General features: G+C 37.0%; 21 protein-coding genes. 5 read left to right on the top strand and 16 right to left on the bottom strand.

Going from position 1 to position 21,115, the window contains the following annotated elements; all coding sequences use genetic code 11:
• Positions 1 to 31 precede the first annotated feature (31 nt).
• The 6 genes from ACIFOT_RS30480 to ACIFOT_RS30455 all read right to left on the bottom strand — a co-directional run bounded on the left by ACIFOT_RS30480 (position 32) and on the right by ACIFOT_RS30455 (position 7,220).
• Positions 32 to 1,126, bottom strand: a complete 1,095-nt coding sequence (locus ACIFOT_RS30480; RefSeq protein ID WP_430072212.1) for an anti-sigma factor domain-containing protein — start codon at positions 1,124 to 1,126, stop codon at positions 32 to 34.
• Positions 1,123 to 1,869, bottom strand: a complete 747-nt coding sequence (gene sigI / locus ACIFOT_RS30475; RefSeq protein ID WP_430072210.1) for an RNA polymerase sigma factor SigI — start codon at positions 1,867 to 1,869, stop codon at positions 1,123 to 1,125. Before sigI ends, ACIFOT_RS30480 begins: the two co-directional genes overlap by 4 nt.
• A 412-nt stretch (positions 1,870 to 2,281) precedes the next feature.
• Positions 2,282 to 2,749 carry a hypothetical protein gene (locus tag ACIFOT_RS30470; RefSeq protein ID WP_430072208.1) on the bottom strand — a complete coding sequence of 156 codons (468 nt, stop codon included), beginning with the start codon at positions 2,747 to 2,749 and terminating at the stop codon, positions 2,282 to 2,284.
• Positions 2,750 to 2,855: 106 nt separating this feature from the next.
• Positions 2,856 to 4,394, bottom strand: a complete 1,539-nt coding sequence (locus tag ACIFOT_RS30465) for an aldehyde dehydrogenase family protein (RefSeq protein ID WP_430072205.1) — start codon at positions 4,392 to 4,394, stop codon at positions 2,856 to 2,858.
• A gap of 15 nt (positions 4,395 to 4,409) precedes the next feature.
• Positions 4,410 to 5,507: an SDR family oxidoreductase gene (locus ACIFOT_RS30460; RefSeq protein WP_430072202.1), complete on the bottom strand. Its 1,098-nt coding sequence runs from the start codon at positions 5,505 to 5,507 to the stop codon at positions 4,410 to 4,412.
• A gap of 132 nt (positions 5,508 to 5,639) precedes the next feature.
• Positions 5,640 to 7,220, bottom strand: coding sequence for a peptide chain release factor 3 (locus ACIFOT_RS30455; protein WP_430072200.1), 1,581 nt, complete (start codon positions 7,218 to 7,220; stop codon positions 5,640 to 5,642).
• 177 nt (positions 7,221 to 7,397) lie between these two features.
• Between ACIFOT_RS30455 and ACIFOT_RS30450 the strand changes: the two genes are divergently transcribed.
• The 3 genes from ACIFOT_RS30450 (at position 7,398) to ACIFOT_RS30440 (ending at position 10,050) form a co-directional block, all read left to right on the top strand.
• The gene (locus tag ACIFOT_RS30450) at positions 7,398 to 7,658 is read left to right on the top strand and encodes a hypothetical protein (protein ID WP_430072197.1); all 261 of its coding nucleotides are present in this window, start codon (positions 7,398 to 7,400) and stop codon (positions 7,656 to 7,658) included.
• Positions 7,659 to 7,779: 121 nt separating this feature from the next.
• On the top strand, positions 7,780 to 9,519 hold the full coding sequence (locus ACIFOT_RS30445; RefSeq protein WP_430072194.1) for an AAA family ATPase: 1,740 nt from the start codon (positions 7,780 to 7,782) through the stop codon (positions 9,517 to 9,519).
• A gap of 108 nt (positions 9,520 to 9,627) precedes the next feature.
• On the top strand, positions 9,628 to 10,050 hold the full coding sequence (locus ACIFOT_RS30440; protein ID WP_430072191.1) for a YkvA family protein: 423 nt from the start codon (positions 9,628 to 9,630) through the stop codon (positions 10,048 to 10,050).
• A 29-nt stretch (positions 10,051 to 10,079) separates the two neighbouring features.
• Here the strand turns inward: ACIFOT_RS30440 and yjcZ are convergent, their stop codons facing one another.
• Together yjcZ and ACIFOT_RS30430 are read right to left on the bottom strand one after the other, a co-directional pair.
• Positions 10,080 to 10,238, bottom strand: a complete 159-nt coding sequence (yjcZ, locus tag ACIFOT_RS30435) for a sporulation protein YjcZ (protein WP_430072188.1) — start codon at positions 10,236 to 10,238, stop codon at positions 10,080 to 10,082.
• A gap of 20 nt (positions 10,239 to 10,258) precedes the next feature.
• A complete protein-coding gene (locus ACIFOT_RS30430; protein ID WP_430072185.1) occupies positions 10,259 to 10,363 on the bottom strand; it encodes a YjcZ family sporulation protein in 105 nt (34 codons plus the stop codon).
• Between the two features lie 226 nt (positions 10,364 to 10,589).
• On the opposite strand from ACIFOT_RS30430, the gene ACIFOT_RS30425 reads away from it, so the two are divergent.
• The gene (locus ACIFOT_RS30425) at positions 10,590 to 11,399 is read left to right on the top strand and encodes a glycerophosphodiester phosphodiesterase (RefSeq protein WP_430072182.1); all 810 of its coding nucleotides are present in this window, start codon (positions 10,590 to 10,592) and stop codon (positions 11,397 to 11,399) included.
• 39 nt (positions 11,400 to 11,438) lie between these two features.
• Here ACIFOT_RS30425 and ACIFOT_RS30420 read toward each other — a convergent pair whose 3' ends face one another.
• From ACIFOT_RS30420 to phaQ, 4 genes are all read right to left on the bottom strand, one after another.
• On the bottom strand, positions 11,439 to 12,269 hold the full coding sequence (locus tag ACIFOT_RS30420) for an undecaprenyl-diphosphate phosphatase (protein ID WP_430072180.1): 831 nt from the start codon (positions 12,267 to 12,269) through the stop codon (positions 11,439 to 11,441).
• A gap of 105 nt (positions 12,270 to 12,374) precedes the next feature.
• Positions 12,375 to 13,559 carry a coiled-coil domain-containing protein gene (locus ACIFOT_RS30415; protein WP_430072178.1) on the bottom strand — a complete coding sequence of 395 codons (1,185 nt, stop codon included), beginning with the start codon at positions 13,557 to 13,559 and terminating at the stop codon, positions 12,375 to 12,377.
• Positions 13,560 to 13,966: 407 nt separating this feature from the next.
• Complete coding sequence (locus ACIFOT_RS30410; protein WP_430072175.1) at positions 13,967 to 14,563, bottom strand: hypothetical protein; 597 nt, start codon at positions 14,561 to 14,563, stop codon at positions 13,967 to 13,969.
• Positions 14,544 to 14,981 carry a poly-beta-hydroxybutyrate-responsive repressor gene (phaQ, locus tag ACIFOT_RS30405; RefSeq protein WP_430072172.1) on the bottom strand — a complete coding sequence of 146 codons (438 nt, stop codon included), beginning with the start codon at positions 14,979 to 14,981 and terminating at the stop codon, positions 14,544 to 14,546. Before phaQ ends, ACIFOT_RS30410 begins: the two co-directional genes overlap by 20 nt.
• A gap of 148 nt (positions 14,982 to 15,129) precedes the next feature.
• On the opposite strand from phaQ, the gene ACIFOT_RS30400 reads away from it, so the two are divergent.
• Complete coding sequence (locus ACIFOT_RS30400) at positions 15,130 to 15,921, top strand: alpha/beta fold hydrolase (protein ID WP_430072169.1); 792 nt, start codon at positions 15,130 to 15,132, stop codon at positions 15,919 to 15,921.
• 53 nt (positions 15,922 to 15,974) lie between these two features.
• Here the strand turns inward: ACIFOT_RS30400 and ACIFOT_RS30395 are convergent, their stop codons facing one another.
• The 4 genes from ACIFOT_RS30395 to adhE are packed head-to-tail and all read right to left on the bottom strand — an operon-like array spanning position 15,975 to position 20,915.
• Positions 15,975 to 17,054, bottom strand: coding sequence for an alpha/beta fold hydrolase (locus ACIFOT_RS30395; protein WP_430072166.1), 1,080 nt, complete (start codon positions 17,052 to 17,054; stop codon positions 15,975 to 15,977).
• A gap of 23 nt (positions 17,055 to 17,077) precedes the next feature.
• Positions 17,078 to 17,656, bottom strand: coding sequence for a hypothetical protein (locus ACIFOT_RS30390; RefSeq protein ID WP_430072163.1), 579 nt, complete (start codon positions 17,654 to 17,656; stop codon positions 17,078 to 17,080).
• Positions 17,657 to 17,674: 18 nt separating this feature from the next.
• Positions 17,675 to 18,262, bottom strand: a complete 588-nt coding sequence (locus tag ACIFOT_RS30385; RefSeq protein WP_430072160.1) for a hypothetical protein — start codon at positions 18,260 to 18,262, stop codon at positions 17,675 to 17,677.
• A gap of 52 nt (positions 18,263 to 18,314) precedes the next feature.
• Positions 18,315 to 20,915: a bifunctional acetaldehyde-CoA/alcohol dehydrogenase gene (gene adhE, locus ACIFOT_RS30380; protein WP_430072157.1), complete on the bottom strand. Its 2,601-nt coding sequence runs from the start codon at positions 20,913 to 20,915 to the stop codon at positions 18,315 to 18,317.
• Between the last annotated feature and the right edge of the window lie 200 nt (positions 20,916 to 21,115).

Genomic DNA, 21,115 nt, shown 5'->3' with positions numbered 1-21,115 from the left:
TAAAGGGGATAATATCATTTGACCCGGACTTTTAATTATCAATTAAACCATTCAAATGTACTTCAAGATTTACATGTTTATCATCTAAATTTACATTAAGGTTTACTTTGGCTTTTTCATTTTTCTTTTCATTATTTTTGACTTTATCTTTTTGAGATGGGTTTTCCTTTTGAACCGATTGTTTTTTGGTCTGACCGTAATTCTGTTTTATTGTTTCCTCTTCCATCTTTTTTAATTGACCAGGAGGAACTGAGTTTCCGCCAACACGATTATTTTTGTTTTCTGAACTCGTGTTATTAATAGTAGTGTTTTCGATTTGTTTCTTTATTTGACCATGCGGCTCGGTTTTTTCTACAATTTCAGTTTTTACTGACTGTGTTGGAGGGGCAGTTTTTTTATTTTCTTTTTTATTTTCTTTATTATTTTCAATTGTTTTCTCATTATCTTTAACCGTATTGAACAATTTTGACTTGTATTTCCCGGTTGTTTTTCCTTCTTTAAGTGCTATTTCTCGCGTTTCTTCTGTTTCTGTAATATAGGTAGGCTTTAATTGCTGCTTTTTAATTGCTGACTTGATTTCCTTGATATTTTTTTGAAGTTTTTCCTCTGCATCCTTTGCCAGTTGTTTGGTTCGGACAGTAGAGAGGATAATTTTTTCATTTTTATTCAAATATCCTTCATCTTTCATTTCGGCTAGTATTGCTTTAGTTACGTCAGAAACGTTTTGATTTTCCCAATCATCCAACTCTGAAATAACCTTTTTTCCTTCTTTATTATATCCAGTTATTTCAACAACCTGCATTTTTTTATTGATACCAAGCTCAATGCTCGGATTTACATCTATAGACATATAAGCATATGCTTTATCATTTTGGAACATCGGAATAATTGCTCCGCCAAGGATAATAATGAACGCCATTGCCGCAGCCCATACAGATTTTTGTCTTAAAATATTTTTTGCTCCATGAAATGATTTATCAGTTCTACTACTTTCAATGGGAAAAAAATGTATTTCTTCCCCGATTGAATATGCTTGATCTTGCTTTCGGGCACGCAAAAATTCGCCTTCAGGGGTTAAAAGTGTTAGAAAACCGTTATCAATTTTCATTACAATTCCCTTTTTCATTCCTCAAGCACCCCCTTTAAATAATCTTGTAAATAAACATAATCACTCGATAAAATCAGCGCAATCGCAATAATGTATTTTCGATTCCGTTCAATCGTTTTTCTGCTTACATTCACCATTTTTTCTAGTTGCTTAATAGGAAGGCGCTTTTTTTCAAATAACAAATCCTTCATTTCCTGATTCTCAATCAGCATTTTCGCAGCCTGAATGGCGTTTTTCCTCGCATCGGCATGCTTTGGAGAATTCTCAACCAAATCGCTGAAATTTAAATCAAAAGTCGTTAATAAGGATTGAAATTGTATAATTTCATCTTTCCTGAGCTGATCATCATTTTTTTTATGAAAATCATCAAGGGAAAGCTCATTTACAATCACGGTACCAGGTGACTCTTCTTCATTTGATGCATTGGTTAAGTCAATACTAATATGTTGGTTTTTAGTTTGTTTACGAATATAATCAATGACTCTTCTTTTAATTATTACTTCTGAAAAGCTTAAAAGCGAGCTTCCACGGTCGGGTGAATATTTTTCAATCGCTTCATTAAACGCGATAAGACCAATGCTAAATTCATCATCGGATTCATATATATATCTTCTGCATACGGAAGATACTGTTTTTGCAATAAAAGGTTTATAGGCATCAATTATTTCATTAATTAAAGATTTATTACCTTGTTGAATTAAAGTGACCGTTTCTTCTAACGTTCTTTTTTTCTTTTTGGTCATAAACAATAAACTTAGCATTTGCTCACCTCTATTCGACCAATTATAACATACGAATGTTACTTTGGACTTTATGTTGGTTAAGCATTTTCCAAAAAAGATAGACCCCAAGAATGGCTATCTTTTCCTGTTTATTGTTTAGTAAGGCTCTTTTCGTAAACTATGTTGCTTTTGGGGTTTAATTAAGGGCATTTACTAAGTTTGTAGGCAATTTTCGCAAATGTTCTTACGAAAAGATGCCACGAAGCTTCTAGTTATAGGGGTGATGAACTTTTACGAAAAACAACAATCTTAGCGAAAATAGTCTTTAGTAAAAAATGCGATCGCTTTTTTCATTAAATAATTACGTTTCATATGATAGTGTTTGTGGGGGTTATCAAAAAGTTTTTTTCCCAATAAAAAAGCATCAAACCAATACACGATTTGATGTTTTTTATTCGTTTTGAAATTTTACAGATAACAAAAATTTTATCAAGAAGCCAGTTATCAGCCCTGGGATTAAAAACAACATGGGTAAAAAAACGGGTCCAGGGTGCACTTGAAATATAGAAATTTTTGGGGAAAGCATCAATCCTACTGTGACAAAATAAGCACCAAATACAAATGGTAAAAAGGAGTATTTCTCATCCTTAGGCATTGCGGAACGATAACCATCCCAAAGAGAAAACATATAAACACATGGGTAAAACATGAGCCATTGATAATTGGTGACCGCTTCTGCTTTATCTATTTCTCCTAAGAAGCTGTACATAATCGCCTGATTAAAATGGCTATTCACATTCATTACAAATTCTAACACCACAAGCAATAATCCTTTGATATAATGTCCCATTAACAGTTGACTAAATCCAGGGAAAGCAATATTCCATAATACCGATTCTAATTTATTCATCTTTTTCATTGTACGATCCCGCTTCTTCTAGGCATTATTTTGAATTCCAAACTCTTTAATTTAGCTTATCCAGTCTAATGCTAAAATAACGATGGACCACTGAAATTTCCCAAGTTTAACTTTTCTTTAAAATACTCAAATAACTTTTGACAAATTGCAGCCAATTCCGCTTTGCTTTAAAGTAACTCTTAAAAAGTGTGAGAAACATTGGGTACTTGTCTTCATAGGGGTACCAATGAATTTCAGTCTTCTTCCGTCCACGATCCTCAACAATTGATTTTTCATGGCAGAAGATTTTCAGGCCGGCATCTCCATGATATCTGCCTATGCCGCTTTGCTTTGTACCGCCAAATGGAAGACCATGATTGGCAACTGTAATGATGGCATCATTGATAACAATCGCCCCTGAAATAAGCTTCGAAGCTACTCTGCGTGCTTTTGTAATATCTCTCGTCCAAACGCTTGCATTTAATCCGTAAACTGTATCGTTTGAAAGCATAATTGCCTCTTCCTCTGTTTCAAAAGGAATGATAGGGAGAATAGGTCCAAACGACTCTTCTTGAATAATTTTCATCTGATGATTGACGTTTGTTACCATCGTTAACGGCAAAAACATTCCATTTTGCCATTCTTTCGGAGGGATTCCAGTTTCCAGGACAGCACCATTGTTTAGGGCATCCTCCAGCTGTTCCTTTACAATTTGAACTTGAGCCGGAAACGTCATCGATCCAACATCTGCATTTACATCCGTTCCCTGCCGAAGTTCTGAAATTTCCTTTTTCAATAAAGAAATGAATTTCGAATACACTGCTTTTTCTACATATAATCTTTCTGCGCTCATACAAACTTGACCGCTATTGGTAAAAGCTGCCCATGCAGCCCCTTTTGCCGCTCTCTCCAAATGTGCGTCCTTAAAAACAATCATTGGGTCCTTGCCGCCAAGCTCCAGTGTCGTTGGTATCAGTTCTTTCGCTGCTACTTCTTGAATGATTTTTCCCGTTTTAACAGAACCGGTAAAAAAGATGTAATCCGGCCTTCCATTTGTAAAGGCTGCCCCAACTTCTTTTCCCCCGTGGGCTACTTGGACGACTCCCTCTGGAAATCCGGCTTTACGGAACAAATCTTCAATGCATTTCCCAACCAGCGGAGTTACTTCTGATGGTTTTAAAATCACTGAATTCCCTGATGCTATGGCGCTAATCATCGGTACCATCGCAAGCTGTAAAGGGTAATTCCATGGTGAAATTACGAGTACGATTCCTCGTGGCATATATTCAATATAGGACCTTTTACCGATTAACAATATTGGAGTTTTGACTCTCTTCCGATTTAAGATATTTTCTGCATGCTTGCAAATATGATCAATACTATCCAAGGTTGGCATGATATCTGCTATAAGCGCCTCAGTTACAACCTTCCCTGTGTCAGCAGAAATAATTTTTGCAACTTCTTCCATCTCTTCGACCATTATTTTTTTTAATTTTTTTAAATAGTTTAGCCGTTCCTCTATTTGAAGCTTACTCCATGATTGAAAAGCAATACGTCCTTTATGATAAAAAAAGCCTACTTGATTAGCAGGAGTTTCTTCAATCTCTCCAATTTGCTCTCCTGTTGCAGGGGCAATAACTTTTAGTTTTTCATGAACTGCATCCATGAACCTTCACCCTTTTTATAAGATATTTATATGATAGCTTGGGTTATCCTTTTGCCTTAAATAGAAGCTTGCCATCGGTTTAATTCCTTCCCTAAATTCTGGACATATGATTCCGGAATCCTTTAAATCATTTTGTGCTTGGGTGTTATCAAAATTGCCCATCCAAGTAAAATAATCTAAAGCTTCTTTTTCTACACCAAGATATTTCCTTATTGGTTTTATGGAAAGAAACCATTTCCCAAGAGTTAAAGGAATCATTCCTTTTGGTTGTTTATTCAGAAGTTCTTGCATAAGAATTTCATATAGCTCTGATGCACGATACGGCCTGGGATCCGTTAAATGATACGTTTTTCCGGCTGCCTTTTCAAAGAAGCTGAGATACGCCGTTGCTTGAATGATATAGTCGACAGGAACAAGATTGACAAACGCTTCTCCCTTTCCTAATCGTGGTATAATAGGTAAAAACTTTAACCGCTCTAGAAAGTTCATGATAAAATAAGGCCCATCAAATTTAATTGTCTCACCAGTATGAGAATGACCTTTGACAATACCCGGGCGGATAATTGTCACTGGTACATCCTTTTTTATACCTTCTACCAAAACCTCAGCTTCAAATTTCGTTTCTTCATAATGATTTTTAAAGCGTAAAGGCCTGATTAATTCTGTTTCATAAAGAGTACCCTCTCGTACTCCAACGACATAAGCAGTACTAAAATAGGTATATCTTTCTAAATTGGGCAGCCCTTTAATCCATTCATTAACATTTGCTGTCCCGTAAACGTTTACTTTATAAGCAATATCTCGCGGAACCGCCAAGTCATAAATAGCAGCTAAATGAAATACATGGGTTATCTTTTCCTTTAAATTAACCAGTTCTTCAGGATTCTTTAACAATCCAGGATTTGTAATGTCTCCCTCAATTATTTTAAAAGAGGTATCGGGAAGCCCAAGCTCTGATAGAATCGTTTTTCGTTCATTTTCTGCTTTATCAGCCATACCTGGCAGCACGAGTGCAAAAACCTGCCCTTGTAAATTATTTTTCTTCCATACATCCCGAATTAGTTGATTACAAATGAAGCCTGGAAAACCAGTGAAAAAATCCCCCTTTTTCAATTCATCTCCCCCTATTAACGATAATTGTTTTCATTGTAAATTCTTCCAAAAAGATTCGTCTATAGGTAATTAGACTGAATTTTCCTAATATTCAATAGAATAAAAACGGCGGGATATTTCCCGCCTTTTCGTTTATTCATGTTGATCCATTGGATTATAAAGCTTAACATTTGGATTTTTTTCTTGGAACCATCTAAGGGCAAATTCGTTTTCGAATAAAAATACATAATGATCGTAACGATCCTTTACCAGCAGGCTTCGTGAACTTGAAAGATTTTCATCTACTTCATTATTTTCAACCCACCGAGCAATCTTAGAACCGATACGCTCCATTAAAACCTCAGCATTATATTCATTTCTCATCCGATGCTCAAATACTTCAAACTGAAGCTGACCAACTGCCCCTAATAAATACTCTTCCATCCTTACGGATTTAAACAGCTGAATCGCCCCTTCTTGAACGAGCTGCTGAATTCCTTTATAGAAGGATTTTTGCTTCATAACGTTCTTCGCAGAAACCTTCACATATAATTCAGGGGTAAACTGAGGTAATCTTTCATATTGGAAATCATCTTTACCGGTGGTAAGGGTATCACCAATTTGATAAGTTCCAGTGTCATACAAACCGATAATATCGCCGCTGACGGCCTCATCCACCGTATTTCGTTCTTCTGCCATAAACGAAGTGGATTGGGAAAGCTTTAATTGTTTGCCTAATCTTGGGATATTAACAGTCATCCCACGCTCAAATTTTCCCGAACAAACGCGAATAAATGCAATACGGTCACGATGGGCAGGATTCATATTGGCTTGAATTTTAAAAACAAAGCCAGAAAACTGTTCTCCCAATGGATCAATTTCACCAACAGATGAATTCCGGGCCTTCGGTGGTGGAGCAAACTTCAGGTAGGACTCTAGGAAGGTCTGAACTCCAAAATTCGTTAACGCACTTCCAAAGAAAACAGGTGTCAACGTACCTGCTGCTACTTTTTCCGCCGAAAAGTCATTCCCTGCTTCATTCAAGAGCATAATCTCATCCAATGTTTGATCATAAAGACCTGAACTTTTTATTGGATGGTCGCCTTCAATTTCTCCCTCATTATTCAAGGAGATAAATCGTTCTTCTTCACTTACCCGAAATTGCTCAACACGATTATTAAAACGGTCATAAATACCAAGAAATTCTTTCCCCATGCCAATAGGCCAGTTCATTGGATATGACTCTATTCCGAGAACCTCTTCAAGTTCAGCCAGCAATTCAAGCGGTGCTTTCCCTTGGCGGTCTAGTTTATTCATAAATGTAAAAATCGGTATTCCACGCATCCGGCATACTTTAAAAAGCTTAAGTGTTTGTTCCTCAATCCCTTTTGCTGAATCGACAATCATTACCGCGCTATCAACAGCCATTAAGGTTCTGTACGTATCTTCACTGAAATCTTGGTGCCCTGGTGTATCCAAAATATTAACGCGGAATCCGTTATAATCAAATTGCATCACACTGGAGGTGACGGAAATTCCCCGCTGTTTTTCAATTTCCATCCAGTCACTTGTTGCAAATTTTCCTGTTTTCTTCGCCTTTACAGTCCCGGCATCGCGAATGGCTCCGCCAAATAATAATAATTTTTCCGTTAGTGTTGTTTTTCCGGCATCAGGGTGGGAGATAATCGCAAATGTCCGGCGTGACAATACTTCTTGTTTAAAATTGTTACCCATCTTGTCTTCCTCTCTTTTGACAATGAAAATTTTTGTCCATAACCTCAATCTTATCAGAGAAATCGTTACCTTTGCAATATTTCAATTTAGTACATGAAGTATTTCTTTTATCAAGTAACCGAAAAGACTATAATGTAATTATGTTCTTAAACTAGATAAAAAAGCTTAGGAGGCATTATGGATATCACGAAAATTGACCAGCCAACCTTAGATTTAATGACAAAGGCTTTTGCAATTGTCCTTGAGCAAAATAAGGTGTCTTATAAAAAAATTGGGATTGTTGAAGAAGGCGATCAGCTTTTATTTTTGTATGAAGGAAAAGACGAAAAAGTTCATGTTTTCAAATGGAGCAAAGCATCAAGTGTCGGCGTTAGTATTGGAGTACTTGCACAAAGCGTTTTAATGCCAATAATCCCTCATCTTCGCCTATTATCATAACTACCAAAACACACCAGCTATTAATAATGGCTGGTGTGTTTTTTCCCACCGATTCCCACATCCATTTTTCTGGAAATGCCTTTATAATAGATATGTACTCTGTTAAAGGAGATGAGGATAAATGAATGAAAGCAAAAGAAAAGTTTCTAAGTTCATTCCGCTGTTCGCAGCATTTATTATAGTTATATCCGGCATTATTTGGTTTGTTCAAAGCACGAAAAATGAAGTTTCTATCCCATTTTCATCTGTAGAAAAAACTATTCAATCCCAAAAGGGAAAAACCGTTTCACTAACGGAACAAGCAGATGGCAGTATATATATTAAAGCTGGAGAAGCAGAATTTGTTTCCCATGTTCCTCCAAATAGTCAGATGATCGACAAACTTGTTGAAAAATATAATATTAAATACTCCTATTCTACTAGCAGCCGCTACGGAAAATGGATAATGGGCGGAGTGGTTTTACTATTAGCAGGTGCGGCTTTTACTTTACAAAAAGCAAAAGGCGGATTTGGCCTTAAAAACTCGATGAAAAACAGTGTTGCTAAGTCTAGACCTCTACCCTCTATTACTTTAGAAGATATAGGCGGTCTTGGCGAGGAAATGAAGGAAGAGATTCTTCAGACGCTCTCAACCTTAAAAGAACCTGAGCGTTCTATAAAATTAGGAATTAAACCGCCAAAAGGCATCCTGTTATACGGACCTCCAGGCACAGGTAAAACTTTGCTTGCTCAGGCGATTGCCCGTGAATTAAATGCGTCATTTTTTTCTGCAAGCGGATCAGCGTTTAATGAATTGTTTGTAGGTGTTGGTGCAAGCCGCGTTCGTTCCTTATTCCAAACAGCAAGAAAACAAAGTCCTGCCGTTATTTTCATCGACGAAGTAGATGCACTTGCCGGCAAACGTAAAGCACATGGCGGTGAAGAAGCAGAAAAAACACTTACTGAACTTCTTGTTCAGCTTGATGGCGGTCATTCTAATGATGGAATTTTATTTATTGCTGCTACCAATAGAAAGGATATGCTTGATGAAGCCTTCTTGCGGCCAGGCAGAATTGATTTTTCCTTTCATGTTTCACTTCCAGATACGAAAGGAAGAAGAGAAATTATTGATATTCATTCGAAAGGAAAAGCGCTCGCAGAAGATATCCTTGCCTCACTAGATGAATTAGCGGAAAGTACATCCGGCTTTTCTGGTGCAGAACTTCAATCTTTATTTGAAACTGCCAGCAGACGTGCCGTTCGAAACGGTCAGGATATAATTCAAAAAGGGGATTTGGATTATGCACTTGATCGAACTATCTTAGGGAGCACGTCCCGCTCTTTACAAGATCTTGATACAAAACGGCGTGTTGCGATTCATGAAGCAGGACATGCACTAGTTGCAGCATTAACGAAGCCGGGCTCTGTAAGAAAAGCGACGATTATTCCTCGCGGAGAGGCTTTGGGATATGTCGCACCAATTCCAAAAGAGCTTCATTTATCAACAACGAGTGACTTATTAGACCGCGTAGCTATGGTTTTAGCGGGCGGGGTCGCTGAGAGAATCTTACTAGGTGAACATAGCATTGGTGTAAGCGGTGATGTTCAGCAGGCTAAACAGATTATTGAGAAAATGGTCGATACAGGTATGCTCCAAAACGGATTTAGCCTAACCTTTAATAAACAGGATAAAGAAGCTAAAATGCAAGAACTGTTTGAAAAAGGCATAGAAAAAGCTGAAAGCTTAATAAACGGTCATCAATATCAGTATCAGCAATTAGTTGATTCCTTATTAAAAAAAGAAACATTAGATGGGTTTGAGGTAGAAGAAATTGTTGGAAACCGTTCAAACCATCACACTGAAAATTTAGTATTAGCATAAGAGTCAAAACAGGTGCGGCGATGCACCTGTTTTTTCATTTCGTCAGGAATAATGGTTTTTTATTTTGGTGGCAAACTATAGGTGGAAATCCTTAAAGGAAGTGACACTATGTTCGGGAAAAAAGAAGTATTGGAATTAGAGCAGAATAAATATAAGATCGAAGCAGAAGATTATTTGAATAATCCAGAAAAAACGGAGGGGCTTCTGAACAAAGCAATAAAAAAAGCCAATCAACGGAAAGGAAACCTTGGTGAAGCCTGGGAGAAGCTGCAATTACTGTTTGAAATGATAAAAGCCTATTCAAAAGGGGACTACAAAAATGTCTCTAAAGTTACTATATTGACCGTTATTGGGGCTATCCTATATTTCATTTCACCAATTGATATGGTTCCAGATTTTATTGTTGGTCTTGGAATTATTGATGATGCAGCGGTAATTGGCTACACCATAAAAAAGTTAGGAACTGAAATTGAAGAGTTCCAGAAATGGAAAAAGTCCTCTCAAGTTGCAAAAGAAAACCCGTTTGATTAATTCAAACGGGTTAGTACAAAATCCTTCTATTACCATCTAAAGCAAGCCGCACCTACAATGATTAAAAGGATGAATAATACAACGATTAAAGCGAAACCGCCACCAAAGCCACAGCCCCCATAGCCGTAGCCGCCATATCCAAAGCCACAGCCCCCATGGCCGTAGCCGCCATATCCATATCCAAACATTTTATTACCTCCTCTTTATATTAACAGAATCCGTAACCCCAAGAAGCCCCAATTATAATTAACAAAATAAATAAAACGACCAGTAGGGCAAATCCGCCGCCATAACCACCTGCTACACCAGACATTTACATTACCTCCTTTTCTTAATTCCATATATCCTATTCACCTAGATAAAAATGTGCGATAGACACTTATCCCTATAACCCAGATTTGAAAAAAAAGAATAAGCCCATTCCAATCAAAAATTGCCCCTTATTATCGGGATATTTGTCCATAAAAAAATTTCAAATTTGACAATTAAAGCGGTTTTCCTTAATATGTTCACAACTAATTATGGATTGGAGTAAAAACTTGAGAAATGTTGTTACCATTTTCATGTTGATTTTTTTGACTTCATTTCGACTGATTAAGGGTTTGACTAGAAGTCCGCAAGGCCAACCACCATTAAAAATAGGCCATCGTGGTGCAGCTGGGTACTGTCCTGAAAATACCTTTGCCTCTTTTAACAAAGCATTAGAATTGGGGGTTGATTTCCTTGAAATTGATTTACAGATGACAAAGGATGGGGAATTAATCATCATTCATGATCCGACAGTAAACAGGACTACAAACGGCAAAGGAAAAGTAAAAGATTTAACTTTAAAGGAAATTCATCAGCTAGATGCTGGCAGTTGGTTTCATCCGCGCTTTTCAGGGGAAAAGGTTCCTATCTTCAGTGAATTTTTAGATAAATATGCAGGTGTTACAGGATTGCTCATTGAATTAAAGAAACCTTCATTATATCCTCATATCGAAGAAAAAGTGGCAAATGAACTGATAAAAAGAGGGCTGGAATCTGGAGAGAATAAACAAATTATTATTCAATCCTTTGACAAAATCTCTTTAAAACGATTCCATCACTTGCTTCCTTCAGTGCCAATTGGTGTTTTGATTAAAAATAACGTGGTAAATGGAATTTCAACGAATGAATTAATTGGTTTTTCCAGTTTTGCTTCCTATGTAAATCCGAAAATTACCATGATAAATAAGCGTCTAATTAAAAGAATCCAACGCCATGGATTTAAAACAATTATCTGGACTGTTAAAAAGAAAAGCGACGTAAAACTGCTAAGACATTTTGATATTAATGGGATTGTAAGTGATTACCCTGATTACATTTAAAAAGAAAAGGCAGCTCCGTTAAGGATGCTGCCAAATTTTTTAAAAGAAAACAATATAAATAATGAGTGCCAATACAATTCTGTAAACTGCGAATGGCAAAAGCTTTATTTTATTGATAAGTTTTAAGAAAAAACGGATCGAAAGTAAGGCAAATATAAAAGCACTAATGAATCCAGCAATAAAGAATGGCAGAGAATCCATCGTCATATATTGCCAGTTTTTCAGTAAGGAAAGGAAACTTGCTCCTGCCATAATTGGCACCGCCATGATAAAAGTAAAGTCAGCGGCAGCGCGGTGGCTCATTCCCAGAAGTACACCACCTGATATGGTGGAGCCTGAACGTGAGAATCCCGGCCATAATGAGAAGCATTGAAAAATACCAATTGCTATTGCCTGTCCATATGTGATTTGATCTACAGTTTGCGTTTTCGGTTTCTTTGGTCCGATAATATCTGCAAGGATCATAAACACAGCCCCAATTACGAGGCCAATTAAAACAGTTTTAGTAGAGAATAGGTGTTCGTCGATATAATCGTTAAACAAAACGCCTAGAACACCTGCAGGAATTAACCCCACTATAACCTGAGTTAATTTAAGCCGGCCTTGATTTTGATTTTCTTGCTTAATAAATCTCCCTAATCCTAACAATTCAATAAATCGGTTTTTAAAGGTAACCACAACCGCTAATATCGAACCAAGCTGAATAACTACCTTAAAGGTATTAGCTCCGTGCTTTGTTAAAAACTCTTCTGACTTTAGCCACATGTCATCGACTATAATCATATGGCCAGTTGACGAAACAGGAGCAAATTCTGTTACCCCTTCCACCAACCCTAAAACAATTGCTTTTAAGATCATAAGTAAATCCATTTTGTGAAATCTCCTAACTTTTTGTCCCAAAATAATTATTTCAATGAACTTTCCTATTTTACTCATTTTCGAACTTTATAGCAAGATTAATATTATTCAATTAATTTAATCATTAATAACTCTCATTACACGTCCATTAAATTTCTTTGCGTAGTACCCTGAACTCAAATCAGCAATAGCAATGCCGGTTGAACTTTGTGAACCAATAAATTTTCCGTCTCCAAGATAAATGCCAACATGGCCGTCAATTTTATATGTATCAAAAAATACCATGTCCCCTGGGCGTGCTTCACTGTATGGGATTCTAGTACCAGTATTTTTTAAAATATCTGTGTGGGCCCCTACTTTAATCCCTGCCTGAGCAAATGCCCAAGATACAAATGCCGAGCAATCGAATCTGCCATTGGCTATATCGGCTTCATTCCTGCCGCCTCCAAAAACATAAACTGAGTTTCCAATATATTTTTCTCCTGCATGGATAACTGTATTGATTGCTTCATTTGGTGAAATTGGTATTGAAAAATTCACAGAAGGATTCGAAGAAAAGATTCCAGTTGCCAATATGCTAGCTTCTTTTACAGCTAGATTACGATCTTGTTGCTGCAAATTTGCCTTTTCATTGAGTTTTTCCTGTTCCTTTAATTTTAGCTCTTCTTTTAAAGCGTCATTCTGCTCTTTTTGTTCTAAAATCAGAGCCTGCATACCCTCAAGCTCGGTTTTTAAACTATTAAGGTCAGCAAGTTTCTTTTCAACAGTAAATTGTTTACTTTCAACATCAATCTGATCCTCTTTATGCTGCTTAACAAGATCCTGATCAGCCTCTACAATTGTTGCAACTGCTCCCAATCTGTCAACAAAATCACTGAAACTCGAGGCACCTAGTATCACATCTATGTAACTTACCTTTCCACCACTTTCTTGAAGAGAGAGGGCACGCTTTTTTATAATTTCATTACGTATGTCTATTCTTCCTTTTATGTTAGAAACTTCTTTCTCTAACTCTTCTACTTCCTTCTTTGAAGCGATTACTTTTGCTTCCGTCTGAACGATCATATTATTATTATCAATAATTGCCTGGTCAACTCTTTTTATTTGTTCTGTCAGCTTTGTAAGTTCATGTTGAACCTTAGTAATTTCCTCATCCGTTTTGGTAAGTTCATCTTTGATCCCTGATCTTTGATTCTGAATACTATTAATCTCTTCTGCTTTAACATCTATCCCCGGCATTGCACTAAAACTGCCAAGTCCAATAATGAGTGCAGCACTAAATGGCATTAGTTTCTTAAACAAACCTGTTCCCCTGCCTTCTAAAAAGATTCAAGAATCTAGTGTAATAGAAATTAATCTTTGAAGACTAGAAAAAATATCCGCCAATTTCTACTTAGTTTACTTATTATCTATGTATTGCAAATTTTATCTAACTATTGGTCTATGTGTATGTAAGACTATAAGCATAATTAATACCCAATATCATCCTATTTTGTCTATATTAGAAGTATAACATCTTATTTTGGCAAATTAATATTTAAAATATTAAAATTTTATTTCAACGTGGAGTTTCTTGTGATGTACAAATTTATTCAATAAATAAAAAACCACAATCTCTTACCCTGGCTAGAGACTGTGGCTTTCAATGTTTTAAGTAGTTATGATTATTTCTCAATGCTGAATACTTCCCCTTTAATTTCTGAAAAATGTTACGGTGTTTTTACGAGTTCTCTAAAACTATTCTTTCCCCGTTCTAAAAAGTTTAAATGAGTATTTCTTGCAAGTTTAACATAGTCCTTTCGAACTTGGACCCACGCATTACGCCTTTCTCTTGCATAGGCGACACTTGCTTCAGCACTTTTTTCTATATTATCCTCTAATTGATCCACAACATATAAGAAAGATTTAATTGGGGTAAGCGCGAGTTTCTCTAACTGTCCAGTAACCTCTTTCAATTGTGCTTTTAAGTCTTCACGGTCGTTATTGGTTACCGCTGACTCTTTCATGGCTTCTTTACGGGAATTGATTTGATCCAACAGTTCAGTGGTCATTTCTTTATTGGTCTTTTTCGATTGATCGTACAATTTTGCAATGGAATTTCTATATTGCTTATTGAACTTGATGACTTCTTTCAATGCATTAATATAGGCTTCCTCACGGTTTTCGCGAACCCTTTCTGCACGTTCCTGTGACTGCTCATATTGGTCCCAAAAAGTGTTTACAAAAGAACCGAAAGGTACTGATTCATCCACTAATGGCAGCTCTTTTTCTTCCGCAGCCGATGCTTCATTTTTTTTCTGTGCCATTGTCCTTCCTCCCCTTACTATTATTTTCTTTCTCTATTGAATCCTTCTTATGAAACGAAGGGATATAGAGCTCAAAGAAACTGGTATACATTTTGAAAAATTGATCCAAAAGCGATTGATATGTTTCTAATTGATTCGCATAGCCTTTTAAGTATGTAACTCCAGCTTTTGTAATTGCATATCTTCTCTTAGCAGGTCCTGTTCCCGTTGTATCCCATTCTGAAGATACAAGCTCGTCCTTTTCCAGTTGTCTTAGGAGCCTATATAAATTCCCCTGATCAAGCGTCTTAAACCCGAATGCTTCTAGCTTCTGGCTTAGTTCATACCCGTGAAGAGAAACCTTGCTAAGAAGCAATAAAATAAATGGCAGAACAAAATTTTTTGATGGATTAACTGTCTGTTTATCTTGGTTTACCATATCTTTACCACCTCACCTATATGTATTTTACACTTATAAGTAATATTTTGTCAATCTTGTAAATAAATATTATTAAAACTTGAATTTAATTGTTTACAATTTACTAAACTTGGTTATAAACTTATTAAAAATGAAAAGGTGGTGTAAAATGGAAGAAGCAAAATTTAGTAAATCTGGTGTTCCATATATGCATTTTGGCAACGGGCAACCATTGGTACTGATTCATGGTCTAGGTGAAGTTAAAGAAGGATGGCATAATCAATTTGAACTAGCCGATCAATTTGAGTTGATTATCCCCGACTTACGCGGCCATGGAGAATGTACCAAGACAGAGGGAATTACTATTCAAAATTTTGCTGCTGACGTCATTGGTTTACTTAAAGAGTTAGAAATTGAAAACGCTCACATTCTTGGTCTATCAATGGGTGGAGCAGTTGCACAGGAAATATACCGCCAAGAACCCTCCATAATCCGTTCTCTCTTGTTGATAAGCACATTCCATTATATCCCAAAAATATTTAAAGGATTATTATTTGAAAATCGGAAAGCAAAGTTTGAATCTCTATCCTCATCAGGCAGCCAAAGTGAATATTTAGCGCATATGGCACTTTACTCCTGGAATAAAGGAATTATGGAAAAATTCAGCCACATTTTCCAACCAAAACATCAGATTTTCATGGATTCTTTGAAGGCCTGTCTCGAAGTCAATAATCATTCCTTGTTACCTAAGATACAGGTACCTACCCTTATTATCGGCTCTCAATATGATTCCGTTTTACCCGTTTGGATTCAAGCATGTATGCATAAGTTGATTCCTCATTCTAAGTTTATCATAATGAGGAATACTGGTCATCTTGCAAAACTGGAAGTAAAGAACCGGTTTAATAGACTGCTTAGGAGTTTCCTTACCCAGCAAAATCATGCTGCATTAAAAAGATAAGCGGGAAGGATATAATCCTTATCCGCTTATAATTTATTCATTAGATTTAAAAATTATACAAGTACCTGTTGAATTTCCTGTGAACGAGCTGAAAGCCACTTGTCCCAAATTTCAGCGAACACACCAGTCAATGCAAGTGAAACATGTCCACCTTCATAGACCTCATAAGTCTTATCCTCACTTGAAACAAGTTCCATCACTGGAAAGCTTTGCTGCTCTAAAACAAGTGTATCACGTGAACAAGAAAAGACGAATAGCGGGCATCTAATATTCTTTAAATCCACTTTCCTGCCGCCAATCACCAATTCTCCCTTTAGGAGTTTATTATCCTTATAAAGGTCATTAAACAACTGTTTGAATGCTGCACCTGCAAACGAAGCAGTATCCTTTGTCCATTTATCCATACGGCGCCACTTTTCAACATATTTGTCATCATGTGCCCGGCTGATCAGATTCATTTTAGGACTTCCATAACTTGGTGATAACATCCTAAACATCAAATACAGAAATTCTGATGGAATAGTCTCATGGGCATCAGCAAAGCGGTCAAAACTTAGCTCCCCTTTTTGCAGCCCCTCCAGCCACTTATCAGGAACGATACCAACACTGAAATCAATTGGAACAGCGGCAAGGGATAAATTTTTAATTGGCAATTTTGTTATTGAAGCCAGGATGGCTGCTATTGTTCCGCCTAGGCAGTATCCGGCCAATGATATTTCCTTTGCACCTGAATGTCTTAAAGCTCTTTTAAGCGAGTTTTCCAAATAATCAATGATATAATTGTCTAGTGTAATGTCGGAATCTTCAAGTCCGGGAGAACCCCAATCCAACAGGTAGACATCATAGCCGCGTTCTGTAAGACCGCCGACAACGCTGCTACCTTTACCAACGTCTAGAATGTACACCTTATTCAACAGAGAGTAAATTAAAAATACTGGAACTGCATGCTTTTTTTCCGTAGCAGGATGATACCATAAGGTTGTTTTATTTTTTTTCCATACACATTGACGTGGTGTAGGAATAATCTCTGGTTTTGGTTCGGTCATAATCTTATAAAGTTGGTTCCATCTTTTCGTTTCTTTTTCTAAGTTTACGAGTGGAATAAAGTTCGTTCCCTGTGCTTTCGTGCTCATTATTTTCATTGCTCCTTTCAATATTATTTAGTTGTATTAGCACCCGTTAGTACTAGATCTATCTCCAGCTTTTTTTCTGGTTCTTTTTTCTGTTTTTCCTTTTCTTTTCCTTTAAAAGCTAAATCTACCTTAATACTCTTTAACTGCTCTATTTCCTTCCGTAATTCCTGGAGGTCATCTTTAATTTTTTGAGTTTCCGCCACCTCTTGGGCCATCTTTTGGAATTCATGCTTCATTTGCATGACGATATTTACTACTTCTTCAAGCATTCCTAAATTTTGTTTTGTAATGGAGCTTACGCTGTCTTGTAAATTCCAAATTTGTTCTTCTAATATATCAATTTTTTCTTCCATTTGAATTGAAAGCTTTGCGGCATTCGCGATATCTCTCTTTGTCGGGATATTCATTAGAGCTGCAATAACCTCTTGGTTTTTTTTAATTCGATCGAGGTAAAATGAATAAGTGTTTAGACTGAAACTTGCTGTGCGAACAAATTCATTATTGTCTGTCAGCTTATATAATAGGCTATTTACTTGTTTGTCCCACATCCCACTTAACTGCTTGAATCCAAAAAATGGATCGAAATTTTTTTCACTTGTCATGCCGCAGCACTCCTTCAATCATGATTTTGTAAGTTCTTCAGTTTTTTCCATGTATTTATTCAGCGGAAACATCAAAGCTTTAATTTGCCTAGCAAACAAATTGACAAACCCTTTTTGATTTTCATAGAGCAGATTTCCTGCTTGTTTCAGAGTTTTGATATATTGCCTTCTTCCTTTTTTCCTAAAAGCAATAAATTGATCAATCATTTCTAGATATTTCCCAATCGCCTGAGAATTTCCGATAGTTTGACACGGAGTGCTTAATAGCGAAACTGCCTTTTTTTGTATTTCATCAAATTGTGCATTAACTTCCTCATAAGACTGAATGGGAAAGAAATGCTGCAGGGCGGTAGTTGACATTAAAAATTCATCACGTGTAGTCTTTTCCCATTCAGCCAATTCCCTAGTAAATTGCTCGGCTACTGTTTTTAAATTCGCTTGATTCCGTTTGACACTCTCAGTGAATTGTTTAACCTCTTTTAAGAGGGCTTCATCGCGATTATCAGCACGCTTTACCCATTCATCTAATTCATGGAATGCCTGTCTCCAGATCAGGTCCAAACTTGAAAGTGAAATTTCATTATCGTTATCCTTTGTAGAAGCCATATCACTCACATCCTGTGAAGATTTTTTTGATTTTAATTTTGTGTATGAATTTCTATCCTTCAAAAGCTAAACGAAAGATTCCAGCAAGTTCATTAACAAGTGGTAATTTTGGATTTGGAATTGTATTTTGATCATGGAAGGCACGTTCAGCAAGTTCATTCACTTTGTTTTCAAACTCTGTTTTATCAACCCCAACTGCTTTGATGCTCGCTGGCATTTCTAATTCTTCGGCCAGCTTAATAATTGCTTCTATTAAGCTTTCAACCCCTTCTTCTGTAGTACTGGCAGGAAGGCCAAGCATTATAGCCAATTCCGCATAGCGCTTGTCTGCAATGAAATGCTCATATTTCGGGAATGTCATGAATTTATTTGGCTTCATCGCGTTAAAGCGAATGACATGCGGCAGCATTATAGCGTTGGCACGTCCGTGAGGTATATTAAATTCTGCACCGAGCACATGGGCTAGACTATGATTAATTCCAAGGAAGGAATTAGCGAATGCCATTCCCGCAATTGTTGAGGCATTATGGATTTTTTCACGCGCAAGCTCATCACAGCCATCCCTGAATGCCTTTGGTAAATATTCAAAAATTAATTGAATCGCTTTTAAAGCCAATCCATCAGTATAGTCATTAGCTAACACCGAAACATATGCTTCGATTGCATGTGTCAAAACATCCATTCCGGTATCTGCCGTTACATGGCTTGGGACAGTCATGACAAATTGTGGATCTACGATCGCCACATCTGGAGTCATCTCTGTATCAGCGAGCGAGTATTTCCTATTTGTTTTCTTATCTGTGATGACTGAAAAGGAAGTAACTTCTGATCCTGTTCCAGAAGTGGTCGGTATCGCAATAAATTTTGCCTTATCACGAAGTACCGGGAATTTAACCACCCGCTTGCTTGGATCAAAAAATTTTTGGGTTAAGCTGTGAAAGTTAGTTTCTGGGTGTTCGTAAAACAGCCACATCGCTTTTGCCGCATCCATTACTGAACCGCCGCCAAGGGCAATTATACAATCTGGTTCAAACCTTCTCATCCGTTCAGCACCCCACAAGACTGTTTCAACACATGGTTCTGGTTCAATGTCTGAAAAGGTTTCCACCTGGATTTTGTTAGGGTTCTTTTTTAAGTAATAAAGGACTTTATCAACATAGCCATTTTTTACAGGGCTTCCGCTAGTCACAATAAATGCCCTTGAAATGGCTGGAATGGCCGCAAGAGTTTGGATGGAGTTTTTTTCAAAGAAAATCTGTGACGGAACCTTAAACCACTGCGTCATTGTTCTTCTTTTTGCTACTTTTTTAATGTTAATTAAATTAGCTGCTCCTACATTCTGTGACACAGAGTTCCCTCCATAAGTGCCGCATCCAATTGTTAAGGACGGTAAAGATGTATTATAGATATCGCCAATAGCTCCATGTGTGGATGGTGTATTAACAATAATTCTGCCTGCTTTCATTCGAAGGGCAAATGCATCGATAGCATCCTGATCCGACGTATGAATTGCCGCTGAATGACCAAGACCTCCGTATTCAAGGGTTTCTTCGGCTATTCGTAATCCTCCTGCAAAACTATTAACCTTGTAACAGGCCAAAATTGGGCTTAATTTTTCACAGGATAATGGATAATTAGGACCAACCCCCTCAATTTCGGCAATTAATATCTTTGTGTTAGCAGGTACATTTACCCCTGCTATTTTCGCAATTTTGGCAGCATGTAAACCAACAATCAGTGGATTAAGAGACGCAGTCTTAGGGTCAATTGCAATCCTCTCCACCATTTTGCGTTCTTCTTCATTAAGGAAATAACACTGGTTTTCAATTAACTCCTGTCTTACTTCATCATAAATCTCTTGTTCAATTATTAGTGCTTGCTCTGAGGCACAAATCATGCCGTTATCAAATGTTTTAGATAAAATAAGGTCGTTGACCGCCCGTTTAATATTGGCTGTTTTTTCAATATAACAAGGCACATTCCCTGCTCCGACGCCAAGAGCCGGTTTTCCTGAACTATAGGCTGCCGTTACTAGGTTAGGTCCTCCCGTCGCAAGGATGAGAGATATCTTTGGATGCTTCATTAATGCTTGAAAGGCTTCATGAGATGGGACTTCAATCCACTGGATGCTGTTTTCAGGGGCACCAGCCCGAATCGCTGCTTCCTTTAGCAATTCCGCAGTTCTTACACAGCATTTCTGTGCATATTTAGGAAAGGCAAAGATGATTGGATTTCTTGTTTTAAGTGAAATTAACGATTTAAAAATAACTGTTGAGGTTGGATTTGTAATTGGGATAACACCTGCAATAACACCGACTGGCTCGGCCATCTCAACCATACCTTCATTCTCATTTTCACTTATCACACCTACAGTTTTTATGTCCCTAATATTGTTATAGATGCATTCAGTCGCAAACATATTTTTAAAGACTTTATCTTCATAAACACCTCTTTTTGTTTCTTCTACTGCAAGCATCGCTAGCTCCTTATGGTGCTCAAGCGCAGTCAAAGCCATTTCTTTTACGATTTTATCCACCATTTCTTGATTGTAACAGCGGAATTCACTCAGAGCTATTACTCCGTTACTTCCTAAAACGTCAATCATAAGAGCGACATCATGATTTTCTCGTACCACTCTTTCTTTTACTGACATTTAAACATCCCTCCAGATTATCTATAATTCTGGCTAAAATATATCATGGTCTCTGTTGCAAAATTTGTCGAATCTTGCACAAAAATGAATGAATAACCATTCATTTATTGATAATTCATAAATTATTCACAATATCAGCGAAAGATAATGTCTATTAAATAAAAAAACACAAACCCATGAAATGATATGCTCCCCAATAG

This window comes from Neobacillus sp. NRS-1170, assembly GCF_050468025.1.
Note: the sequence above shows the minus strand (reverse complement) of the source record. Positions and strands in the feature narration are given on the sequence as shown.

Excerpts from the sequence above, each read along its gene's own strand:
- ACIFOT_RS30465 (WP_430072205.1), bottom strand. The coding sequence starts at position 4,394 with ATGGATGCAGTTCATGAAAAACTAAAAGTTATTGCCCCTGCAACAGGA.
- ACIFOT_RS30410 (WP_430072175.1), bottom strand. The coding sequence starts at position 14,563 with ATGGCACAGAAAAAAAATGAAGCATCGGCTGCGGAAGAAAAAGAGCTG.
- ACIFOT_RS30480 (WP_430072212.1), bottom strand. The coding sequence starts at position 1,126 with ATGAAAAAGGGAATTGTAATGAAAATTGATAACGGTTTTCTAACACTT.
- ACIFOT_RS30470 (WP_430072208.1), bottom strand. The coding sequence starts at position 2,749 with ATGAAAAAGATGAATAAATTAGAATCGGTATTATGGAATATTGCTTTC.
- ACIFOT_RS30390 (WP_430072163.1), bottom strand. The coding sequence starts at position 17,656 with ATGACAAGTGAAAAAAATTTCGATCCATTTTTTGGATTCAAGCAGTTA.
- adhE (WP_430072157.1), bottom strand. The coding sequence starts at position 20,915 with ATGTCAGTAAAAGAAAGAGTGGTACGAGAAAATCATGATGTCGCTCTT.
- phaQ (WP_430072172.1), bottom strand. The coding sequence starts at position 14,981 with ATGGTAAACCAAGATAAACAGACAGTTAATCCATCAAAAAATTTTGTT.
- ACIFOT_RS30445 (WP_430072194.1), top strand. The coding sequence starts at position 7,780 with ATGAATGAAAGCAAAAGAAAAGTTTCTAAGTTCATTCCGCTGTTCGCA.
- ACIFOT_RS30440 (WP_430072191.1), top strand. The coding sequence starts at position 9,628 with ATGTTCGGGAAAAAAGAAGTATTGGAATTAGAGCAGAATAAATATAAG.
- ACIFOT_RS30450 (WP_430072197.1), top strand. The coding sequence starts at position 7,398 with ATGGATATCACGAAAATTGACCAGCCAACCTTAGATTTAATGACAAAG.
- sigI (WP_430072210.1), bottom strand. The coding sequence starts at position 1,869 with ATGCTAAGTTTATTGTTTATGACCAAAAAGAAAAAAAGAACGTTAGAA.
- ACIFOT_RS30400 (WP_430072169.1), top strand. The coding sequence starts at position 15,130 with ATGGAAGAAGCAAAATTTAGTAAATCTGGTGTTCCATATATGCATTTT.
- ACIFOT_RS30455 (WP_430072200.1), bottom strand. The coding sequence starts at position 7,220 with ATGGGTAACAATTTTAAACAAGAAGTATTGTCACGCCGGACATTTGCG.
- yjcZ (WP_430072188.1), bottom strand. The coding sequence starts at position 10,238 with ATGTTTGGATATGGATATGGCGGCTACGGCCATGGGGGCTGTGGCTTT.
- ACIFOT_RS30420 (WP_430072180.1), bottom strand. The coding sequence starts at position 12,269 with ATGGATTTACTTATGATCTTAAAAGCAATTGTTTTAGGGTTGGTGGAA.
- ACIFOT_RS30430 (WP_430072185.1), bottom strand. The coding sequence starts at position 10,363 with ATGTCTGGTGTAGCAGGTGGTTATGGCGGCGGATTTGCCCTACTGGTC.
- ACIFOT_RS30385 (WP_430072160.1), bottom strand. The coding sequence starts at position 18,262 with ATGGCTTCTACAAAGGATAACGATAATGAAATTTCACTTTCAAGTTTG.
- ACIFOT_RS30395 (WP_430072166.1), bottom strand. The coding sequence starts at position 17,054 with ATGAGCACGAAAGCACAGGGAACGAACTTTATTCCACTCGTAAACTTA.